Origin of the sequence: Phenylobacterium sp. (assembly GCF_041913825.1) — a bacterium.
GTDB lineage: Bacteria > Pseudomonadota > Alphaproteobacteria > Caulobacterales > Caulobacteraceae > Phenylobacterium.
In genome coordinates this window covers 108,311-123,223 of record NZ_JAYSEO010000008.1, presented here as the reverse complement: position 1 = coordinate 123,223, position 14,913 = coordinate 108,311, and the positions used below count along the sequence as shown (strand labels likewise).

At 70.9% G+C, this 14,913-nt stretch carries 15 protein-coding genes; 9 read left to right on the top strand and 6 right to left on the bottom strand.

Features of this window, described 5'->3' with window-relative positions:
- Positions 1-81: 81 nt before the first annotated feature.
- Positions 82-987 carry a TylF/MycF/NovP-related O-methyltransferase gene (locus ACE3Q8_RS08485; protein WP_374469831.1) on the top strand — a complete coding sequence of 302 codons (906 nt, stop codon included), beginning with the start codon at positions 82-84 and terminating at the stop codon, positions 985-987.
- A 4-nt stretch (positions 988-991) separates the two neighbouring features.
- Here the strand turns inward: ACE3Q8_RS08485 and ACE3Q8_RS08480 are convergent, their stop codons facing one another.
- Together ACE3Q8_RS08480 and ACE3Q8_RS08475 are read right to left on the bottom strand one after the other, a co-directional pair.
- Positions 992-2,038, bottom strand: coding sequence for a M23 family metallopeptidase (locus tag ACE3Q8_RS08480; RefSeq protein ID WP_374469830.1), 1,047 nt, complete (start codon positions 2,036-2,038; stop codon positions 992-994).
- A 27-nt stretch (positions 2,039-2,065) separates the two neighbouring features.
- Positions 2,066-2,812 (bottom strand): sulfotransferase domain-containing protein, encoded by a 747-nt coding sequence (locus ACE3Q8_RS08475; RefSeq protein ID WP_374469829.1) that lies wholly within the window; start codon positions 2,810-2,812, stop codon positions 2,066-2,068.
- Positions 2,813-2,943: 131 nt separating this feature from the next.
- Here ACE3Q8_RS08475 and rfbF point away from each other — a divergent pair, with 131 nt between their 5' ends.
- The 7 genes from rfbF to ACE3Q8_RS08440 are packed head-to-tail and all read left to right on the top strand — an operon-like array spanning position 2,944 to position 9,107.
- Positions 2,944-3,711, top strand: coding sequence for a glucose-1-phosphate cytidylyltransferase (gene rfbF / locus ACE3Q8_RS08470; protein ID WP_374469828.1), 768 nt, complete (start codon positions 2,944-2,946; stop codon positions 3,709-3,711).
- On the top strand, positions 3,699-4,760 hold the full coding sequence (gene rfbG, locus ACE3Q8_RS08465) for a CDP-glucose 4,6-dehydratase (RefSeq protein WP_374469827.1): 1,062 nt from the start codon (positions 3,699-3,701) through the stop codon (positions 4,758-4,760). Before rfbF ends, rfbG begins: the two co-directional genes overlap by 13 nt.
- Positions 4,757-5,995, top strand: a complete 1,239-nt coding sequence (locus tag ACE3Q8_RS08460) for a methyltransferase domain-containing protein (protein WP_374469826.1) — start codon at positions 4,757-4,759, stop codon at positions 5,993-5,995. Before rfbG ends, ACE3Q8_RS08460 begins: the two co-directional genes overlap by 4 nt.
- Entirely contained in the window at positions 5,995-6,525 is a 531-nt protein-coding gene (gene rfbC, locus ACE3Q8_RS08455) for a dTDP-4-dehydrorhamnose 3,5-epimerase (RefSeq protein WP_374469825.1), read from the top strand. The genes ACE3Q8_RS08460 and rfbC overlap by 1 nt, the downstream gene beginning before the upstream one ends.
- A gap of 54 nt (positions 6,526-6,579) precedes the next feature.
- Positions 6,580-7,644: an FkbM family methyltransferase gene (locus ACE3Q8_RS08450; protein ID WP_374469824.1), complete on the top strand. Its 1,065-nt coding sequence runs from the start codon at positions 6,580-6,582 to the stop codon at positions 7,642-7,644.
- 3 nt (positions 7,645-7,647) lie between these two features.
- Positions 7,648-8,457 carry an NAD-dependent epimerase/dehydratase family protein gene (locus ACE3Q8_RS08445; RefSeq protein ID WP_374469823.1) on the top strand — a complete coding sequence of 270 codons (810 nt, stop codon included), beginning with the start codon at positions 7,648-7,650 and terminating at the stop codon, positions 8,455-8,457.
- Positions 8,454-9,107 carry a hypothetical protein gene (locus tag ACE3Q8_RS08440; protein WP_374469822.1) on the top strand — a complete coding sequence of 218 codons (654 nt, stop codon included), beginning with the start codon at positions 8,454-8,456 and terminating at the stop codon, positions 9,105-9,107. Before ACE3Q8_RS08445 ends, ACE3Q8_RS08440 begins: the two co-directional genes overlap by 4 nt.
- On the opposite strand, the gene ACE3Q8_RS08435 is transcribed toward ACE3Q8_RS08440, so the two are convergent.
- The 4 genes from ACE3Q8_RS08435 to ACE3Q8_RS08420 form a co-directional block, all read right to left on the bottom strand.
- A complete protein-coding gene (locus tag ACE3Q8_RS08435) occupies positions 9,104-11,407 on the bottom strand; it encodes a tetratricopeptide repeat protein (protein ID WP_374469821.1) in 2,304 nt (767 codons plus the stop codon). The genes ACE3Q8_RS08440 and ACE3Q8_RS08435 overlap by 4 nt on opposite strands.
- A 90-nt stretch (positions 11,408-11,497) precedes the next feature.
- The gene (locus ACE3Q8_RS08430) at positions 11,498-11,764 is read right to left on the bottom strand and encodes a SemiSWEET family sugar transporter (protein WP_374469820.1); all 267 of its coding nucleotides are present in this window, start codon (positions 11,762-11,764) and stop codon (positions 11,498-11,500) included.
- Positions 11,765-11,768: 4 nt separating this feature from the next.
- Positions 11,769-12,233: a response regulator gene (locus tag ACE3Q8_RS08425; RefSeq protein WP_374469819.1), complete on the bottom strand. Its 465-nt coding sequence runs from the start codon at positions 12,231-12,233 to the stop codon at positions 11,769-11,771.
- A 5-nt stretch (positions 12,234-12,238) separates the two neighbouring features.
- Positions 12,239-13,321: a histidine kinase dimerization/phosphoacceptor domain -containing protein gene (locus ACE3Q8_RS08420; RefSeq protein ID WP_374469818.1), complete on the bottom strand. Its 1,083-nt coding sequence runs from the start codon at positions 13,319-13,321 to the stop codon at positions 12,239-12,241.
- A gap of 155 nt (positions 13,322-13,476) precedes the next feature.
- On the opposite strand from ACE3Q8_RS08420, the gene ACE3Q8_RS08415 reads away from it, so the two are divergent.
- Positions 13,477-14,868 (top strand): ATP-binding protein, encoded by a 1,392-nt coding sequence (locus tag ACE3Q8_RS08415; RefSeq protein WP_374469817.1) that lies wholly within the window; start codon positions 13,477-13,479, stop codon positions 14,866-14,868.
- The last annotated feature ends 45 nt before the right edge of the window (positions 14,869-14,913 follow it).

Sequence of the window (14,913 nt, the reverse complement as noted above, 5' to 3'; positions counted from 1 at the left end):
CGCGGAAGCGAATCCCTCGCCAATTTGGGGGTTCGGCCGCGGGGCCGCAGGCCGGCGGCCGGGCCAGGCAAGGGCGACATCGTGGAGCTGAACTTCAAGGACGTCACGCCGACCCAGGGCCTCGCCATCGCGGACGGCTTGCTTCGCGGCGACCTCCCGGGCGCCGCCATGGCCGTGCTGCGCAAGCTCCTGCCGCAGGCCCGTGGCGCCGAGCGGCGCGCGATCCTCAACCGCATGGTGCTGGCGAGGCGGCCGGGCCGGCGGACCCAAACCCAGCTCGAGCTGCTCACCACATTGGAGCGCAGCCATCCTGACGCGTTTGTCGGCGATGGTCTGGCCACCTGGATGAAGTCGACGCCGTTCATGAGCGACGACCGCTTCATGGCCCTGGTCGACAAGCACGCCGACCTGATCCCCATCGCCGGGCTGCACTGGAATCTGCAGACGGTGCTCTGGGCGGTGAACCGGGCGCGGACGCTGGACGGCGACTTCATGGAGCTCGGCGTCTTCCGCGGGCACACGACGCTGTTCGTGGCCGAGTACGTCGGCTTCGCAGACTGGCCACAGCGCTGGTGGCTCTACGACACGTTCGACGGTGTGCCCGATGACCAGCTCGATCCCGGTTGGGCGGCTCGCAACGCGGCGGCCTACAAGGGCAGCTTCACCTACGAGGAGGTGACGGAGCGCTTCCGTCCCTTCCCGAACGTCGTGGTGACCCGCGGCCGGGTGCCCGAGGTGCTGGACGAGGTCTGCCCGGAGCGGATCGCCTTCCTGCACATGGACCTGAACAACTCGGCCGCCGAGATCGCCGCGCTGGACCGGCTCTATGACCAGATCGTGCCCGGCGGGGTGATCGTCTTCGACGACTACGGATGGTCAACAGCCCGCGCGCAGCTCGAGGCCGAGCGGCGCTGGTTCGCGGCGCGCGGCCTTGAGATCCTGCTGTTGCCCACCGGCCAGGGCCGGTTCGTCAAGCCCGGCGGCTAGGCCGTCACAGAGTGGTGTCGGCGGCCCGCTCAGCGGCGACGGCCTCGCCGCGCAGGATCCGAGCGCTGGCCTGGTAGGCGCCGGCCGGCCAGCCCTGGGCGGGCCGGCGTTTGCCGACCATCAGGAAGTACTGTGCCTTGTCGCGGTCCAGCGGCGGCAGGACGTTCGTCGCGAGGACCTCGCCCCTGGGGCTGCGCAGGGTGAGCTCCAGCCGGTCGCCGGCCTCCAGCCCGATCGCGCGGACGTAGGCGGCGAGCACGGGCGCGCCGGCCGCCGGGGCAGCCACGCGCCCGTCGTCGATTTCCTCCTGGGTGACCGCCGAGCCAGCGACTCCCACCTTGAGGATCGCGCCGGCCTTGTAGGCGAGCTGGCGCGCCGCCTCGGGCGTCCACAGGGGCGCCTGCGGCGTGCAGGTCCCGAGCGGCATGGCGCCGGGGGCGAAGGGGTCCAGCATGCGGCCGTTGTGGCGCACGCCGATGTGCAGGTGCGGGAACTCCGTGTTCCCGGAATAGCCGACCTGGGCGATCGGGTCGCCGCTCGCCACCGGCTGGCCCACCGCGACGCGGACGCTGCCGCGCTTCAGGTGGCAGTACTGGGTCTCCCAGCCGTTCCCGTGATCGATGACGACGCCGTTGCCGCATTCCTGGCCGGCGGTCTTGACGCCGTTGTCTTCGACGCCATCGCGCAGACGCGCCACCCGCCCAGGCGCCGCGGCCAGGACGTCGACGCCGCGGGCCTCGGCGGCGCGGTCCGCCACACGGATGTCGATCCCGTCGTGCCCGTCGTAGCCGCGACGCCCGCAGCGGTAGTCCTGCACGCCCGGGCCGTCGTCGCGGTCGTAGTAGTTCTGAACCTCGCAGTCCGCGCCGATCCGGCAAGCGAGCGGGAAGGCGAGGCGAGGACCGTCCGGCGGCGGAAGGTCGGCGGCGGCGGCCACGGCGGCAGAGGCCGGGCCCGCGGGCGGCTGCGGCGCGGCCTGGGCGGCCTGGCGCTGGTCGGCCGACCCGCAGCCGGCGAGCAGGGCGAGGAGGGCGAGCGTCGATCTGCGCATGGGCGCGAGCCTCCGATCGAAATGTGGCTAGTCGAAGCCGATGCCGGTGAGGTCGCGCAGCCGCGCCATGTCCCGTTCGTAGAGCCGGCGCAGCAGAGCGACGTCGTCCCGCGTCAGGCGCGACGGGTAGTCCATCTCCCGGCCCACGTGCACCTCGCGCGCGGCCGGCGCCGGGCCGGGCGGCGCGCCGACGAAGGCTCGGACCTGGGCGAGCGCCGGCCCGGGATCTCCCCGCAGGTCCTCCGCCTTGAGGATCAGCGCCTGATCCCGCGGGAAGAGCTCGAACAGCCGCTCCACCTGCTCTCCGTAGAAGCCGCGCTCCACGTAGGAGAACTCGCGATGGTGACCCCACGGCTCGGCGTCGAGCAGGCGACGGCGGCCCTCGCGGATGCACCAGGCGAAGGGCTCCGTCTCCGCGCCCCGGGCGTACTCCATGCGCCAGTGCGACCACGCCCGCTGGACGGGGTCGCGCAGCAGCAGGATCAGCTTCATGGCCGGGTTGTAGGCGCGGATGCGCTCCAGGCTGTTTGGCCAGTAGACGTAGATCGGGGTCGCCTCGCCGCGCGGACGGCCGTCCGGCGGCGCCTCCCAGTTGGCGTGGTAGGCGGCGTAGTCGGGCCGGGACCAGTCCTGGCCCTCGTCGTCGAAGAAGTGGACCTCCTTGACCCGCGGCAGGGCCACGCCCGGCTCGTCGCGCAGATAGTCGAAAAGCGCGGTCGTGCCGCCCTTCTGCACGCCGGCGATGATGAAATCGACCTGGGGTTCGCCGCCCATGGCGCCGTCATTCACCCGCCGGGCGGCCCCGGGCAAGCCCCGGCGTCGCAGGGGCCTTCGCGCAGGCGGGACGACGCGGTAAGACGGCTCTCGAATCCGGGGGCGCGGCCCTGCACGGGCGTAAGGTCGAGATGAAGACAGTTATCCTGGCGGGCGGCCTCGGCACACGTATTTCCGAGGAAAGCCACCTCAAGCCGAAGCCGATGATCGAGATCGGTGGCCGGCCGATCCTCTGGCACATCATGAAGCTGTACTCGCACTACGGCTTCAACGACTTCGTCATCTGCCTCGGCTACAAGGGCTACGTGGTGAAGGAGTACTTCGCCAACTACGTCCTCCACAACGCCGACCTGACGGTGGATCTGGCGGCGGGCTCACTGGAGTACCACGCCCGCAACCACGAGCCCTGGCGCGTCACGCTCGTCGACACCGGCGAGGAGACCATGACCGGCGGACGGCTGAAGCGGGTGGCCAGGTACCTCGATCCCGACGAGCCGTTCTTCATGACCTACGGCGACGGCGTGGCCGACCTCGACCTGCGCCAGGTGGCCGACTTCCACCGCAGCCACGGCCGTGACGCCACCGTCACCGCGGTCGTGCCCCCCGGCCGCTACGGCGCCCTCGACATCGTCGACGGCCAGGTGCAGCGCTTCGTGGAGAAGCCGCCCGGCGATAACGGCCTGATCAACGGCGGCTTCTTCGTTCTGAACCCGCGGGTGATCGACCGTGTCGCGGACGACGCCACCATCTGGGAGCAGGAGCCGCTCACCGGGCTCGCGGCCGACGGCCAGTTGATGGCCTTCCGTCACACCGGCTTCTGGGCGCCGATGGACACGCTTCGCGACAAGAACATCCTCGAAGGGCTGTGGGCCTCCGGCGAGGCGCCGTGGCGCAGGTAGATCCCGGCTTCTGGGCCGGCAAGCGCGTCCTGCTCACCGGCCATACGGGCTTCAAGGGCGCCTGGGCCGCGCTGTGGCTGGCGCGGATGGGCGCACGGGTCACCGGGCTGGCGCTCGAACCCGACCAGGAGCCCAGCCTCTTCGACCTGGCCGGCGTGGACGGGGCGATCGACTCCCGCATCGCCGACCTGCGCGACCTCACCGTCGTCGAGGCGACGCTGGCGGGCGAAGCCTTCGACCTCGTGCTGCACATGGCCGCCCAGCCGATCGTGCGCACCGCCATCGCCGACCCGGTCGCCACCTTCGCGGCCAACGTCATGGGAACGGCGCACCTGCTGCAGGTCCTGCGCGCGCAGCCGGCGTTGCAGGCGGTGCTGGTGATCACCTCAGACAAGGTCTACGCGAACAGCGAGGCCGGCCGCGCCTTCCAGGAGGGCGACGCGCTCGGCGGCAAGGATCCTTACTCCGCGTCCAAGGCGGCGGCCGAGATCGTCGCCGCCAGCTTCGCCCGCAGCTATTTCGACAAGGCGGGCGTGCCGGTGGCGACCGCCCGCGGCGGCAACGTGATCGGCGGCGGCGACTTCTCCCGCGACCGGCTGGTGGCCGACATCGTCCGCGCCGCGCGCGGGCAGGAGCAGGTGGTGCTGCGCCACCCGGAGGCGACGCGGCCCTGGCAGCACGTGCTGGACTGCGTGGCGGGCTACCTCGTCCACGCCCAGGCGCTGGCCAGCCGGTCCGACGCGCCGCGCGCCCTGAATTTCGGTCCGCGCGCGGGCGGCCCGGAGGTCACGGTGGGCGAGCTCGCCACCCTCGGGGTCGAGGCGCTGGGCGCCCGGCCCTGGCGGCACGAGCCGGACCCGAACTCGCTGGAGGCGAAGTCGCTGGCCATCGACGCAACTTTGGCGAAGCAGGTTTTGGGCTTCGAGAGCCGCCTGGACGCGCCCGAGGCCGTGCGTCTCACCATGGAATGGTACCGACGCCAGGCGAACGGCGAGGCGGCGCGTGCGCTTTGCCTCGAGCAGATCGAAGGGTACGAAGCCCGCGCATGACGACCCCGCCCTGCCGCTTCTGCGGCGCTCCGCTGACCCACACCTTCCTCGACCTCGGCCGGCAGCCGGTGGCCAACGCCTACCTGACCCGTACAGAGCTGGAGGCCGGCGCTGAGCAGGCCTGGCCGCTCCACGCCCGGGTGTGCGACCGCTGCTTCCTGGTGCAGGTGGACGACGCCGTGCCGCCGGAGGCGATCTTCGACGCCGAGTACGCCTATTTTTCCTCCTTCTCGGCGAGCTGGGTGGCGCATGCCAAGCGCTACGCGGAGGCCATGGCCGAGCGGCTGGACCTGGGGCCTGAGTCCCTGGTGGTGGAGGTGGCCAGCAACGACGGCTATCTGCTGCAGCACTTCGTGGCGATGGACATCCCCGTGCTGGGCGTGGAGCCGACCGCCAACACCGCCGAGGCCGCGCGCGCCAAGGGGGTGCGCACCGAGGTCACCTTCTTCAACGCCGACACGGCCCCCGCGCTCGCCGCCCGCTACGGGCGGGCGGACCTGATGGCGGCCAACAACGTGCTGGCGCACGTGCCGCGGATCGGCGACTTCGCGGCCGGCTTCCGGCACATGCTGAAGGACGAGGGCGTCCTCACCTTCGAGTTCCCGCACCTGCTGAACTTGATCGAGCAGGTGCAGTTCGACACCATCTACCACGAGCATTACTCCTACCTGTCGCTGCTGACGGTGGAGCAGGTGCTGAGGGCCAACGGCCTTCGCCCCTTCGACGTGGAGCTGCTTCCGACCCACGGCGGCTCCCTGCGCCTTTTCGTCTGCCACCTGGGCGCGGGTCACGAGGAGACCGACGCCCTGCGCGCGTTGCGCGAACGCGAGGCCGCGGCCGGGCTCGGCCGCATCGAGACCTACGGCGGCTTCACGCCCAGGGTCGAGGCGGTGCGCGACAGCTTCCGGGCCTTCCTTTCCCAGGCCAAAGCGGAGGGGAAGCGCATCGCGGCCTACGGCGCGGCCGCCAAGGGCAACACCTTCCTGAACTACTGCGCCGCCACCTCGACCGACGTCGTGGCCGCCTTCGACGCCAACCCGGCGAAGCAGGGCCGCTATCTGCCCGGCAGCCACGTCCCGATCTACGGGCCCGACGCCGTGCGCGAGGTGCGGCCCGACTACGTCCTGATCCTGCCCTGGAACCTGAAGGACGAGATCATGGGCCAGCTCGGCTACATCCGCGAATGGGGCGGCCGGTTCGTCACCGCCTCGCCGGAGACGCGGGTCCTGGATTGATGCGGTTCGTCGAGACCGAGATCCCCGGCGTGGTGGTGGTGGAGCCCGAGCCGCGCAGCGACGAGCGGGGCGCCTTCGCGCGCCTGCACTGCCCCGAGGAGTTCGCCGCCGCCGGCCATCCCTTTACGCCGGCGCAGACCAGCCTGTCGCGGAACCCGGCGGCGGGGACGCTCCGGGGCCTGCACTACCAGCCCACGCCGCACGCCGAGACCAAGCTGGTGCGTGCGGTGCGCGGCCGGATCTTCGACGTGGCGGTGGATCTTAGGCCCGACAGCCCGACCCACCGGCGGTGGACGGCCACGGAGCTCTCCGCCGAGAACGCCCGCGCGCTGCTGATCCCGGAAGGCGTGGCGCACGGCTTCCTGACCCTCGAGCCGGACACCGACGTGCTCTATCAGATCAGCCCCGCCTACCGGGCCGGCCACGAGGCCGGCGTGCGCTGGGACGACCCGGCCTTCGCCATCCGCTGGCCTTCCGCGCCGGCCCTCATCTCGCCCCGCGACGCCGGGTACCCGGATTACCGGGACTAAAGCTCACGGGCGCGATCTGCTAGGAAGCGCCCGAACCAAGGACAGGTACGCTTCATGGCTCAGGAAAAGGCGCTCGAGGCGCTCTCGCGCATCGCGGAGAAGGACGACTGGCGCCAGGCGTTCATTCGCCAGATGATCGCTTTCGAGGGCCAGGTCCAGGCGCCCGGCGTCGACGTGCGCGAAGAGCTGACGGGGCCGCTGGTGGACGCCCTGTTCGACGACGACCAGGTGGTCCGGAAGACCCTCTCCAACGGGGTCACCTTCGAGTTCCTCTACCGCTCCAAGATCGCCCGCGACTTCGTGATGTCGGTTCCCGAGGCGCCGGACCATGCCTGGGAGCCGATGACCAGCCGCATCCTCGTCGACCTGGCGAAGCGCGCCCGGCAGGTGGTTATCGGCGGCGCCTACTTCGGCGACCACGCGGTGCTGATCGCCAAGGAGGTCGCCGGCCGCGGCGGCGTGGTGCACGCCTTCGAGCCGAACAGCCAGCAGCGCGCCATGCTGGTCCGCAACGCCGAGCTGAACGGCCTGACCAACATCACGCCCCGTCCCGAGGGCCTGTGGCACGACAGCTCCACCAACCTGAAGCTGGTGGGCTACGACAGCTTCGCCAGCGCTGAGGCGGCGGAGGAGGGCGCGGACGACAGCTTCCGGACCGTGACCATCGCCGACTACCTGCAGGCGGCCGGCGTGGACCGCCTGGACCTGATCGTGCTCGACATCGAAGGCGCCGAGCTGGGCGCGCTGAAGGGCGCCGAGCCGTTCCTCGCTAAGCCCGCGGGGGAGGCGCCCGACATCCTGTTCGAAGTGCACCGCCACTACGTGGACTGGACCAACGGGCTGCTCGAGACCGACATCGCCCGCCTGCTCACCGGCCACGGCTACACGCTCTTCGCGCTGCGCGACTTCAACTCGAACTACGATCTGTCTGGAAAGCCGGTGGAGCTGATCCCCGCCGAGTCGGTCCACCTCGAGGGCCCGCCGCACGGGTTCAACATGGTGGCGGTGAAGGACCCGAGCGTGTTCGACGGGCCGGGCTACCGGATCGTCCGCGACGTCAGCCCCAAGTACCTGCGCCACAAGGATCCCGCCCTGCACCATCCCGTCGGTGGGCTCTGAGGCTTGGCCGGGCGGGCGACCATCGTCGGCGCGGCGGGTTTCGTCGGCCAGCGGCTGCACGCCCGCCTCGTCGCGGGGGGCTGGGACGTCTGGGCGCCCGCCAAGGGAGATCCGGCGCTGCTGGCGCGCGACCTCGGCGTCGCCTTCTACTGCGCCGGCCTGACCGCCGACTACGACAGCCGGCCGTTCGACACGGTGTCGGCGCACGCCAGCCTGGTGAGCGAGATCGCGCGCGCCGGCCGGTTCGAGCGGCTGATCTATCTCTCCTCCACCCGGCTCTACGACGGACAGACCAAGCTGGAGGTCGGCGAGGACGAGCCGCTGGTGTTCGACCCGGCCGACCCGCGGCGGATCTACGACCTCTCTAAGGCGCTGGGCGAGAACATCACCATCTGCCGCACCGGGGGGCGGGGCGCGGTGGCGCGTCTGGCGAACGTCTATGACTGGAGCGAGGGCGCGCCGGGCTTCCTGTCCGAGTGGCTGGTCCGGGCGCGCGCCGAGCGGCCGCTGCGGCTGGAGTCCAGCCCGCACATCCGCCGCGACTACGTCCACCTGGACGACGTGGTCGCGGCCCTGCTGGCCATGGCCGAAGGGCCGCCGGCGGGCATCGTCAACCTGGCGAGCGGCGAACTCGCCGCCAACGCCGACATCGCCGAGGTCTTCCGGTCCCAGGGCTGGGAAGTGGCGTTCACCGGCGACGCCAATCCGCCGCCGCCGCCGAACGCGCGCATCGATCGGCTCCGGGCGCTTGGCGTCTCGCCGCGCCGGGTCGAGGATGTGGTGCGCGGCTACCTGGAGGGGCTGAAGGCGTGAAGCTGCTCGACCACACCCGCGAGAGCCTGCTGGACTACACCGTGCGCCAGTGCGCCCACGTCGTTCCCGACGGCCAGGAGGCGGCCTTCCGGACCATCGCCGACGCCCATCTGGACGAGGCGCTGGAGCGGCTGCACCGCTGCATCAACGGCTGTGCGCCGTGGCGGCCGGATCAGTTCAACGTGCTGCAGTCGTCGCAGCACTGCATCTACCTGTACTTGCTCAGCAACACGATCTGGAAGCGGTCGGGCGAGACGGCCGCGCCGACGCGGCTGTTCCTGATGAACAAGGCCTTCAACGGCATCGACCTGTTCTACGAGATCGCCATGCCGGAGGTGTTCTACATCGGCCACAGTGTCGGCATCGTGCTCGCCAAGGCCACCTACGGGAACTACCTGGTGCTCTACCAGAACTCGACCGTGGGCCGGCACAAGGACCAGATCCCGGTCATCGGCGACCGGGTCATCCTCTATCCGAACACCGCCGTCATCGGCCGCTCGGTGGTCGAAAGCGACTGCGTCGTCAGCCAGGGGACGAGCGTGATCAACCGGCGCACGCCGGCCGGCCAGATGGTGTTTCGCGCGGCCGACGGCGGGCTGGCCTTCAGCCCGCGGCCGGACGACCTGCTGCAGGAGTATTTCCGGCTCTAGGCCTTCGCCTTGGGCCGCGCTTCGGCTTCCACCGTCCTGGCCACCATGTCGTAGAAGTCGCGGGCCCACACGTCGGTGCGGCCGAGCGGGCTCTGGCGGATGGTCTCGCGCAGGCCCTGCCGCAACGCGCGGCGCCGCTCACGGTCCTGGACCAGCTTCAGGGCGAGCTGGCCGTATTCCTCCAGCGAGGTGGCGCAGAGATCGCCCAGGCCGGCGTTCGACAGGATCGAATAGCTGAGCCGTTCGTAGAAGGCCTCGCCGCGCAGGCTGATCAGCGGCACGCCCATCCACAGCGACTCGGTGGTCGTGGTGCCGCCGGTCAGCGGGAACGGGTCCAGCGTGATGTCGATCTCGTTGTAGAAAGGCATGTGCCGCCCACGGACGGTGTGGAAGATCACCCGATCCTCCGAAACGCCCTCGGCCGCGAACTCGGCCAGGACGTTCTTGCGGAAGGATTCGGTGCCGCCCTCCGGCCGCACGAAGGCGAAGCGGGCGTTCGGCACGCTTGCCGTCACCTTCGCCCAGGTCCGCAGGACCTCGCGGCTGTACTTGTGCGGGTTGTTGGCCGTACCGAAGGTGATGAAGCCGTTGCGGTCCTCCGGCAGGCCCTCCGCCACCGGGTGCTGGTCGGAGAAGACCGCGCGGCCGAGGGCCAGCCAGGTGTGGGGCATGACCAGAGGCTGCTCGATCAACAGGTCCGGCTGCTCGGGCTTCGAGTAGGGGTCGCAGACGAAGTAGTCGATCGTCGACAGGCCCGCCGAGTGCGGGTAGCCGAGCCAGCTCGCCTGGAGCGGCGCGAGCCGCCAGGCCATCACCTCCAGCCGGTTCATGTAGGTGGAGCCGCCGAGCTCCATCAGCATGTCGAGGTTGTCGTCGGCGATCGCCTGGGCGGCGTCGGGCGGCGAGATGTCCGGCCACCAGCGGTAGGCGGTGACCTGCTGCGAGATGTACCGCTGCAGCGGGTCTTCCTGGCCCATGTAGTAGGAGTAGATGAAAACCTCGAACCGCTCCCGGTCCACGTGGTCGAACAGCGGCAGCGCGAAGTAGCCGACGGGATGCTGGCGCAGGTCCGAAGACATGAAGCCCAGCCGGATCTTGCCGCCCGCGGGCCGGGGCGCGGGGCGCTTCACCGGCGCGCGCTTGGCCATGGCCTCGGCGCCGCGGCCCCAGATGCGGTGCTGCTCCAGCAGCTCCAATCGGTCACCGTGGCTCTTCACCCGGGCGAGCTGCTTCAGGAGCGCGGTGTGGCGGCCGGTCTCGGCCCAGGCGCGGCCCATGCTGCGGAAGTCGCCCAGCCGCTCCAGTTCGTCGAAGGCGCAGACCCGGACGAGCACCTCGCTGGCGATCTTCAGGTGGGCGGCGCTGAAGGAGTCGCGCTGATTCAGCGCGTCACGGACCAGCCGGTAGGACTCTTCGATGTTGGCGCCCTCGTCGCCGGTGCGGGTCCGCTCCAGGCTCTCGACCAGGGCCATGCGGTTGTCGAGGTCGTCGGGCGCGAGCTCGAGCGCACGCCGCAGGTGCACGTTGCCGCGCTCGCGGTCCAGGTCGCTCAGCACGGCGCCGAGTTGGGCGTGCAGCCAGGCTGCGGTCTCGAACCGCGGCAGGAGGCCCTGCAGGTAGGCCTCGGCCCGGCGCAGGTCGCCGGAGCGGCGGATCAGGAGCGACTTGGCCTCCATCAGCCGCGGGTGGTCCGGATTGGCCGCGAGCCCGCGATCGACGGCCTCCTGCGCTTCCGCCGGGCGCAGCATCTCGTCCAGGCAGCCGCTCAGGTCGAGCCAGGCGTCGATCGACGCCTTGTCGAGCGTGGTGGACTGCCGGAAGCGGACCAGCGCGGCGTCGCGCTTGCCCTGGCCCAGCAGAGCGCGGCCGTAGAGCCGCTGGACCTCGGCGTCGCGCGGGGTCAGGCGAGACAGCTTGGCGAAGGTCGCCTCGGCGCCGGCGAAGTCGCCCATGTCGATCTGCACGTTGCCGCGGTTGCTGAGCGGCGCGAGGTGCTTCGGCTGCAGCTTGGCGGCCTGGTCGAGGGACCTCAGAGCCTCGGGGTAGCGCTTCATCTGGCGCAGCATGACGCCGCGCACGTTCCACATATCGAAGTCTCGGGGATAGCGGGCGAGCGCCTTTACGGCCCAGGCCTCACCTTCCTCATAGCGGCGCTCGCGATAGAGCTGCACGAGCAGGACCCGGTAGACCTGGGCGGCTCGGACGGGGTCTTCCTCGATGGCGGCGACAAGGTGCTCGATCGCCTCGGCGCGGCGGCCCGCCTTCAAGGCGGCCTCGGCCGCACCCAACCTGTCGCTCATGCCGCGAACCTCCGGACGCCCCGCGGGCGGAAACGGCTGGAGGCTTAAGCCGCGGCGTTCCGCCTGGCTAGGGGCGGGGCGCCGCAGCCCTCACGACTTGCGGCTGAAGCGCCACTTCAGGGTGAGGATGGTGGCCGAGAGCACGAGGCAGACAGCGTTGGCGCCCATCACCGGCCAGCTACGGATCAGGACGCCGTAGATCGTCCAGAGCACGAAGCCGGTGACGGTCAGCAGGAACATGCGGAGCGAGATCGAGGACGCGTCCCGCTCGCGCCAGATCTTCACGATCTGGGGCGTGAAGCTTGCCATGGAGCAGAGCGCAGCGCCCGTGCCGACGATGTCTGCGAGACGGTCCAAGGTGTCAGGCCGTCAGCGCGTAGTCGGCGCCCCAGCGGCGGCGGTATTCGGGAGACAGGTGCAGGCCGACGGGCGGCGGCCCGGGGGCGCGTCCCTCCCGCAGGCAGATCTCCAGGTACGACAGCGCCATCTTCACCCCGTGCTCGGAATAGGGCTTGCCCACGACCCCGCAGGCGCCGGCGAAGTCCTCCGGCAGGCGCAGGACGTTGGCGGTCATGAACAGCACGACGGCGCCGCAGTCGCTCGCGATGTGGCGGGCCGCCTCGACGCCTGTGGGGCCGTCCTGCAGGTGCACATCGACCAGGGCAAGGTCGGGCGTCAGCTTGCCGGCAAGCTCCACCGCCTCGTCCGAGCTCATGGCCAGGCCGACATCGCGGCAGCCGACTTCGCGGACGATGAACTGGAGCTCGACCGCCAGCAGCACCTCGTCCTCGACGATCAGCACGTTCAGGGGGCGTTCGTCGGTCATGGGCCTCACGCGGCGGTCGGGAGCGTAACGACCGCGCGCAGCCCGGGTTGCGCGTCCTCGAGCGAGAGAGTGGCCTTGAGCTGCTGGCAGAGGAGCTGGACGATCGTCAGGCCGAAGCCGTTTCGCTCGGCCGGCGGGGGGAGGCCGACGCCACGGTCGGAGACGACGAGGTCGAAGGCCCCGGACCGCGGGTGGACGGCGATCTCGATCGCGCCCGGCCGTCCCTCCGGATAGGCGTGGCGCAGGGCGTTGGAGATCAGCTCGTTGGCGACCAGGGCGAGCGGGGCCGCCTGGCTAGCCGGCACCGCCACCGGCTGCAGGTCCAGTCGGAGCTGGAGGTCGTCGCGCCGGGCCGAGGCGGCGAGGTCGCCCGCCAGGTCGCGCAGGAAGTCGGCCACGTCGAACCGCTGCACGTCGCCGCCCTGGAAAAGTCGCCGGTGGACCGTGGCGATGGCGCCTACCCGCTCCAGCATGCTGCGCAGGGCCTTCCGCGTGGCCTCCTCGGGCGTGCGGCGGGTCTGCAGCAGCAGGAGGGAGGAGATGAGCTGCAGATTGTTCTTCACCCGGTGGTCGACCTCGTGGAGCAGGCTGGTCTTCTGCGCCAGCGCCTCCTCGAGCTCACCGGCCCGGACGTGGATGTCGCTCTTCAGGTTCTCCCGCTCGGCGTCCTGGGCGGCCCGCCGCTCGGTGACGTCGAACTGCGAGCCGAAGTGGTAGACGATCTCGCCGGCGTCGTTGCGCACCGGGCTCACGAAGAGCTGGTTCCAGAACAGCCGCCCGGCCTTGGTGTAGTTGGCCAGCTCCACCGTGACCTCGCGACCCGCGGTGATCGCCGCGCTCAACTCGGCCACGGCCTCCGGCGCCGTCTCGGGACCCTGCAGGAAGCGGCAGTTGCGGCCGATCACGTCCTCCCGTGGGTAACCGGTCAGCGCCACGAAGGCGTCGTTGGCGAAGATGATCGGATAGTCCGGCTGGCGCGCATCGGTGATCACGATGGGCATGCGGGTGCCGCGGATCGCCGCGGCGAAAGGGTCGTCGGTGGCGCGATCCGCCGCAAGGGCGTCGCCGGCGCGCTGCGCTTCGTTCATGCCGTCCCTGGGAAGTCCGTTGATGGGAACGGCCACGGTCAAGGTTTGTTCCCGTCGCCCGGAACCGGCGGCTGTCATTCCGGTGACACACGCGCGGCGATGCTGAAGAATCCTCCGGGGGATTCGCCTTGCCGCTTCTGTCGTCCATAGGTCCGATGTCGCTCCGTGCGCCGCGCGCCGGTCGTGGGCCGACCTTCGCCGCCGCCGCCGCGGGGCTGGCCGTGGTCGCGGTGCTGGCCGCCGCCGATCGTATCGACGCGGCCGAGGCGATCCTGGCGGCCGCCTTCGTCGCCTTTGTCACGGTGATCGCGCTGATGACCGCGCAGCGGGCGGTGGAGCGGCACGAGGCCTTCCTCTCGGTGACCGCCGAGCGCGCCAACGAGCCGCCGCCCTATCCGACCCTCATCAACGCCCTGCCAGACCCGGTGCTGGTGATCTCCGCCACCGAGCCGGACGACCTCACCAGCCGGCGCTACATCTTCGCCAACTCCGCCGCCCGCGACCTGCTGCGGATCGAACTCGGCGAGGGCCTGCTGGTCAGCGCCATCCGCGACCCGCACGTGCTGCACGCCGTCGACGAGGCCCTGTTCCACGGCCAGGACGCCGAGGCGGTCTATGAGACCCCCGGGGTGCAGGAGCGGATCCTCCGCGCCTATGCCCGGCCCCTCGGCCTGGCGCTGGATGGGCGTCGCCTCGCGATCCTGGTGTTCCGCGACGAGACCGAGTTCCACCGCGTCGAGCGGACGCGCGTCGATTTCCTGGCGAACGCCAGCCACGAGCTTCGCACGCCGCTCGCCTCCCTGTCCGGCTTCATCGAGACGCTGCGCGGGCACGCCAAGGAAGACCCCGGCGCGCGGGAACGGTTCCTGGGCATCATGCAGACCCAGGCCGAGCGGATGCGGCGGCTGATCGACGACCTCCTGTCGCTGTCGCGCATCGAGCTCAACGAGCACATCGCGCCGTCCGAACGAGTGGACCTCGCCGCCGCCGTCATGGACGTCGTCGACGCCGTGGCCCCGTTGGCGCACGAGCGCGGCGTCACCCTGGACACCAAGCTCCCGCTGCGGGGGGCCCTGGTCATCGGCGACCGCGACCAGCTCGTGCAGGTGGTCCAGAACCTCGTCGACAATGCGCTGAAGTACTCGGCGGACGGCGGCGTGGTGCGGATCGCCGTGGAGGCCGGCCTCAGCGCCGAGGGGGCCGCGGCCCCGCGCCAGCCTGAGGGCGCCCGGCTGGCGCTGCTCACCCCCGACCTGCCGCAAGGACCCTATGCGGCGCTCACCGTCCGGGACGAAGGCCCGGGAATCGCCCGCGAGAAGCTGCCGCGGCTGACGGAGCGGTTCTATCGGGTGGAGGGGCAGAAGAGCGGCGAGCGCTCGGGTACCGGCCTCGGGCTCGCGATCGTCAAGCACATCGCCAACCGCCACCGCGGCGGCCTCGCCGTGGAGAGCGGAGAGGGGCGCGGGACCACCTTCACCGCCTATTTCCCGCAGGCTCCGGCCGCGGCGAAGGCGGCTCCGCCGGCCGCTGTCGCCAAACTGTCATGAGATTGTAGCATAGCGACGGCGTTCCTCGGGCAGGTTGGCTTCCCG

Excerpts from the sequence above, each read along its gene's own strand:
- ACE3Q8_RS08480 (WP_374469830.1), bottom strand. The coding sequence starts at position 2,038 with ATGCGCAGATCGACGCTCGCCCTCCTCGCCCTGCTCGCCGGCTGCGGG.
- ACE3Q8_RS08475 (WP_374469829.1), bottom strand. The coding sequence starts at position 2,812 with ATGGGCGGCGAACCCCAGGTCGATTTCATCATCGCCGGCGTGCAGAAG.
- rfbF (WP_374469828.1), top strand. The coding sequence starts at position 2,944 with ATGAAGACAGTTATCCTGGCGGGCGGCCTCGGCACACGTATTTCCGAG.
- ACE3Q8_RS08460 (WP_374469826.1), top strand. The coding sequence starts at position 4,757 with ATGACGACCCCGCCCTGCCGCTTCTGCGGCGCTCCGCTGACCCACACC.
- rfbC (WP_374469825.1), top strand. The coding sequence starts at position 5,995 with ATGCGGTTCGTCGAGACCGAGATCCCCGGCGTGGTGGTGGTGGAGCCC.
- ACE3Q8_RS08450 (WP_374469824.1), top strand. The coding sequence starts at position 6,580 with ATGGCTCAGGAAAAGGCGCTCGAGGCGCTCTCGCGCATCGCGGAGAAG.
- ACE3Q8_RS08435 (WP_374469821.1), bottom strand. The coding sequence starts at position 11,407 with ATGAGCGACAGGTTGGGTGCGGCCGAGGCCGCCTTGAAGGCGGGCCGC.
- ACE3Q8_RS08425 (WP_374469819.1), bottom strand. The coding sequence starts at position 12,233 with ATGACCGACGAACGCCCCCTGAACGTGCTGATCGTCGAGGACGAGGTG.
- ACE3Q8_RS08420 (WP_374469818.1), bottom strand. The coding sequence starts at position 13,321 with ATGAACGAAGCGCAGCGCGCCGGCGACGCCCTTGCGGCGGATCGCGCC.
- ACE3Q8_RS08415 (WP_374469817.1), top strand. The coding sequence starts at position 13,477 with ATGTCGCTCCGTGCGCCGCGCGCCGGTCGTGGGCCGACCTTCGCCGCC.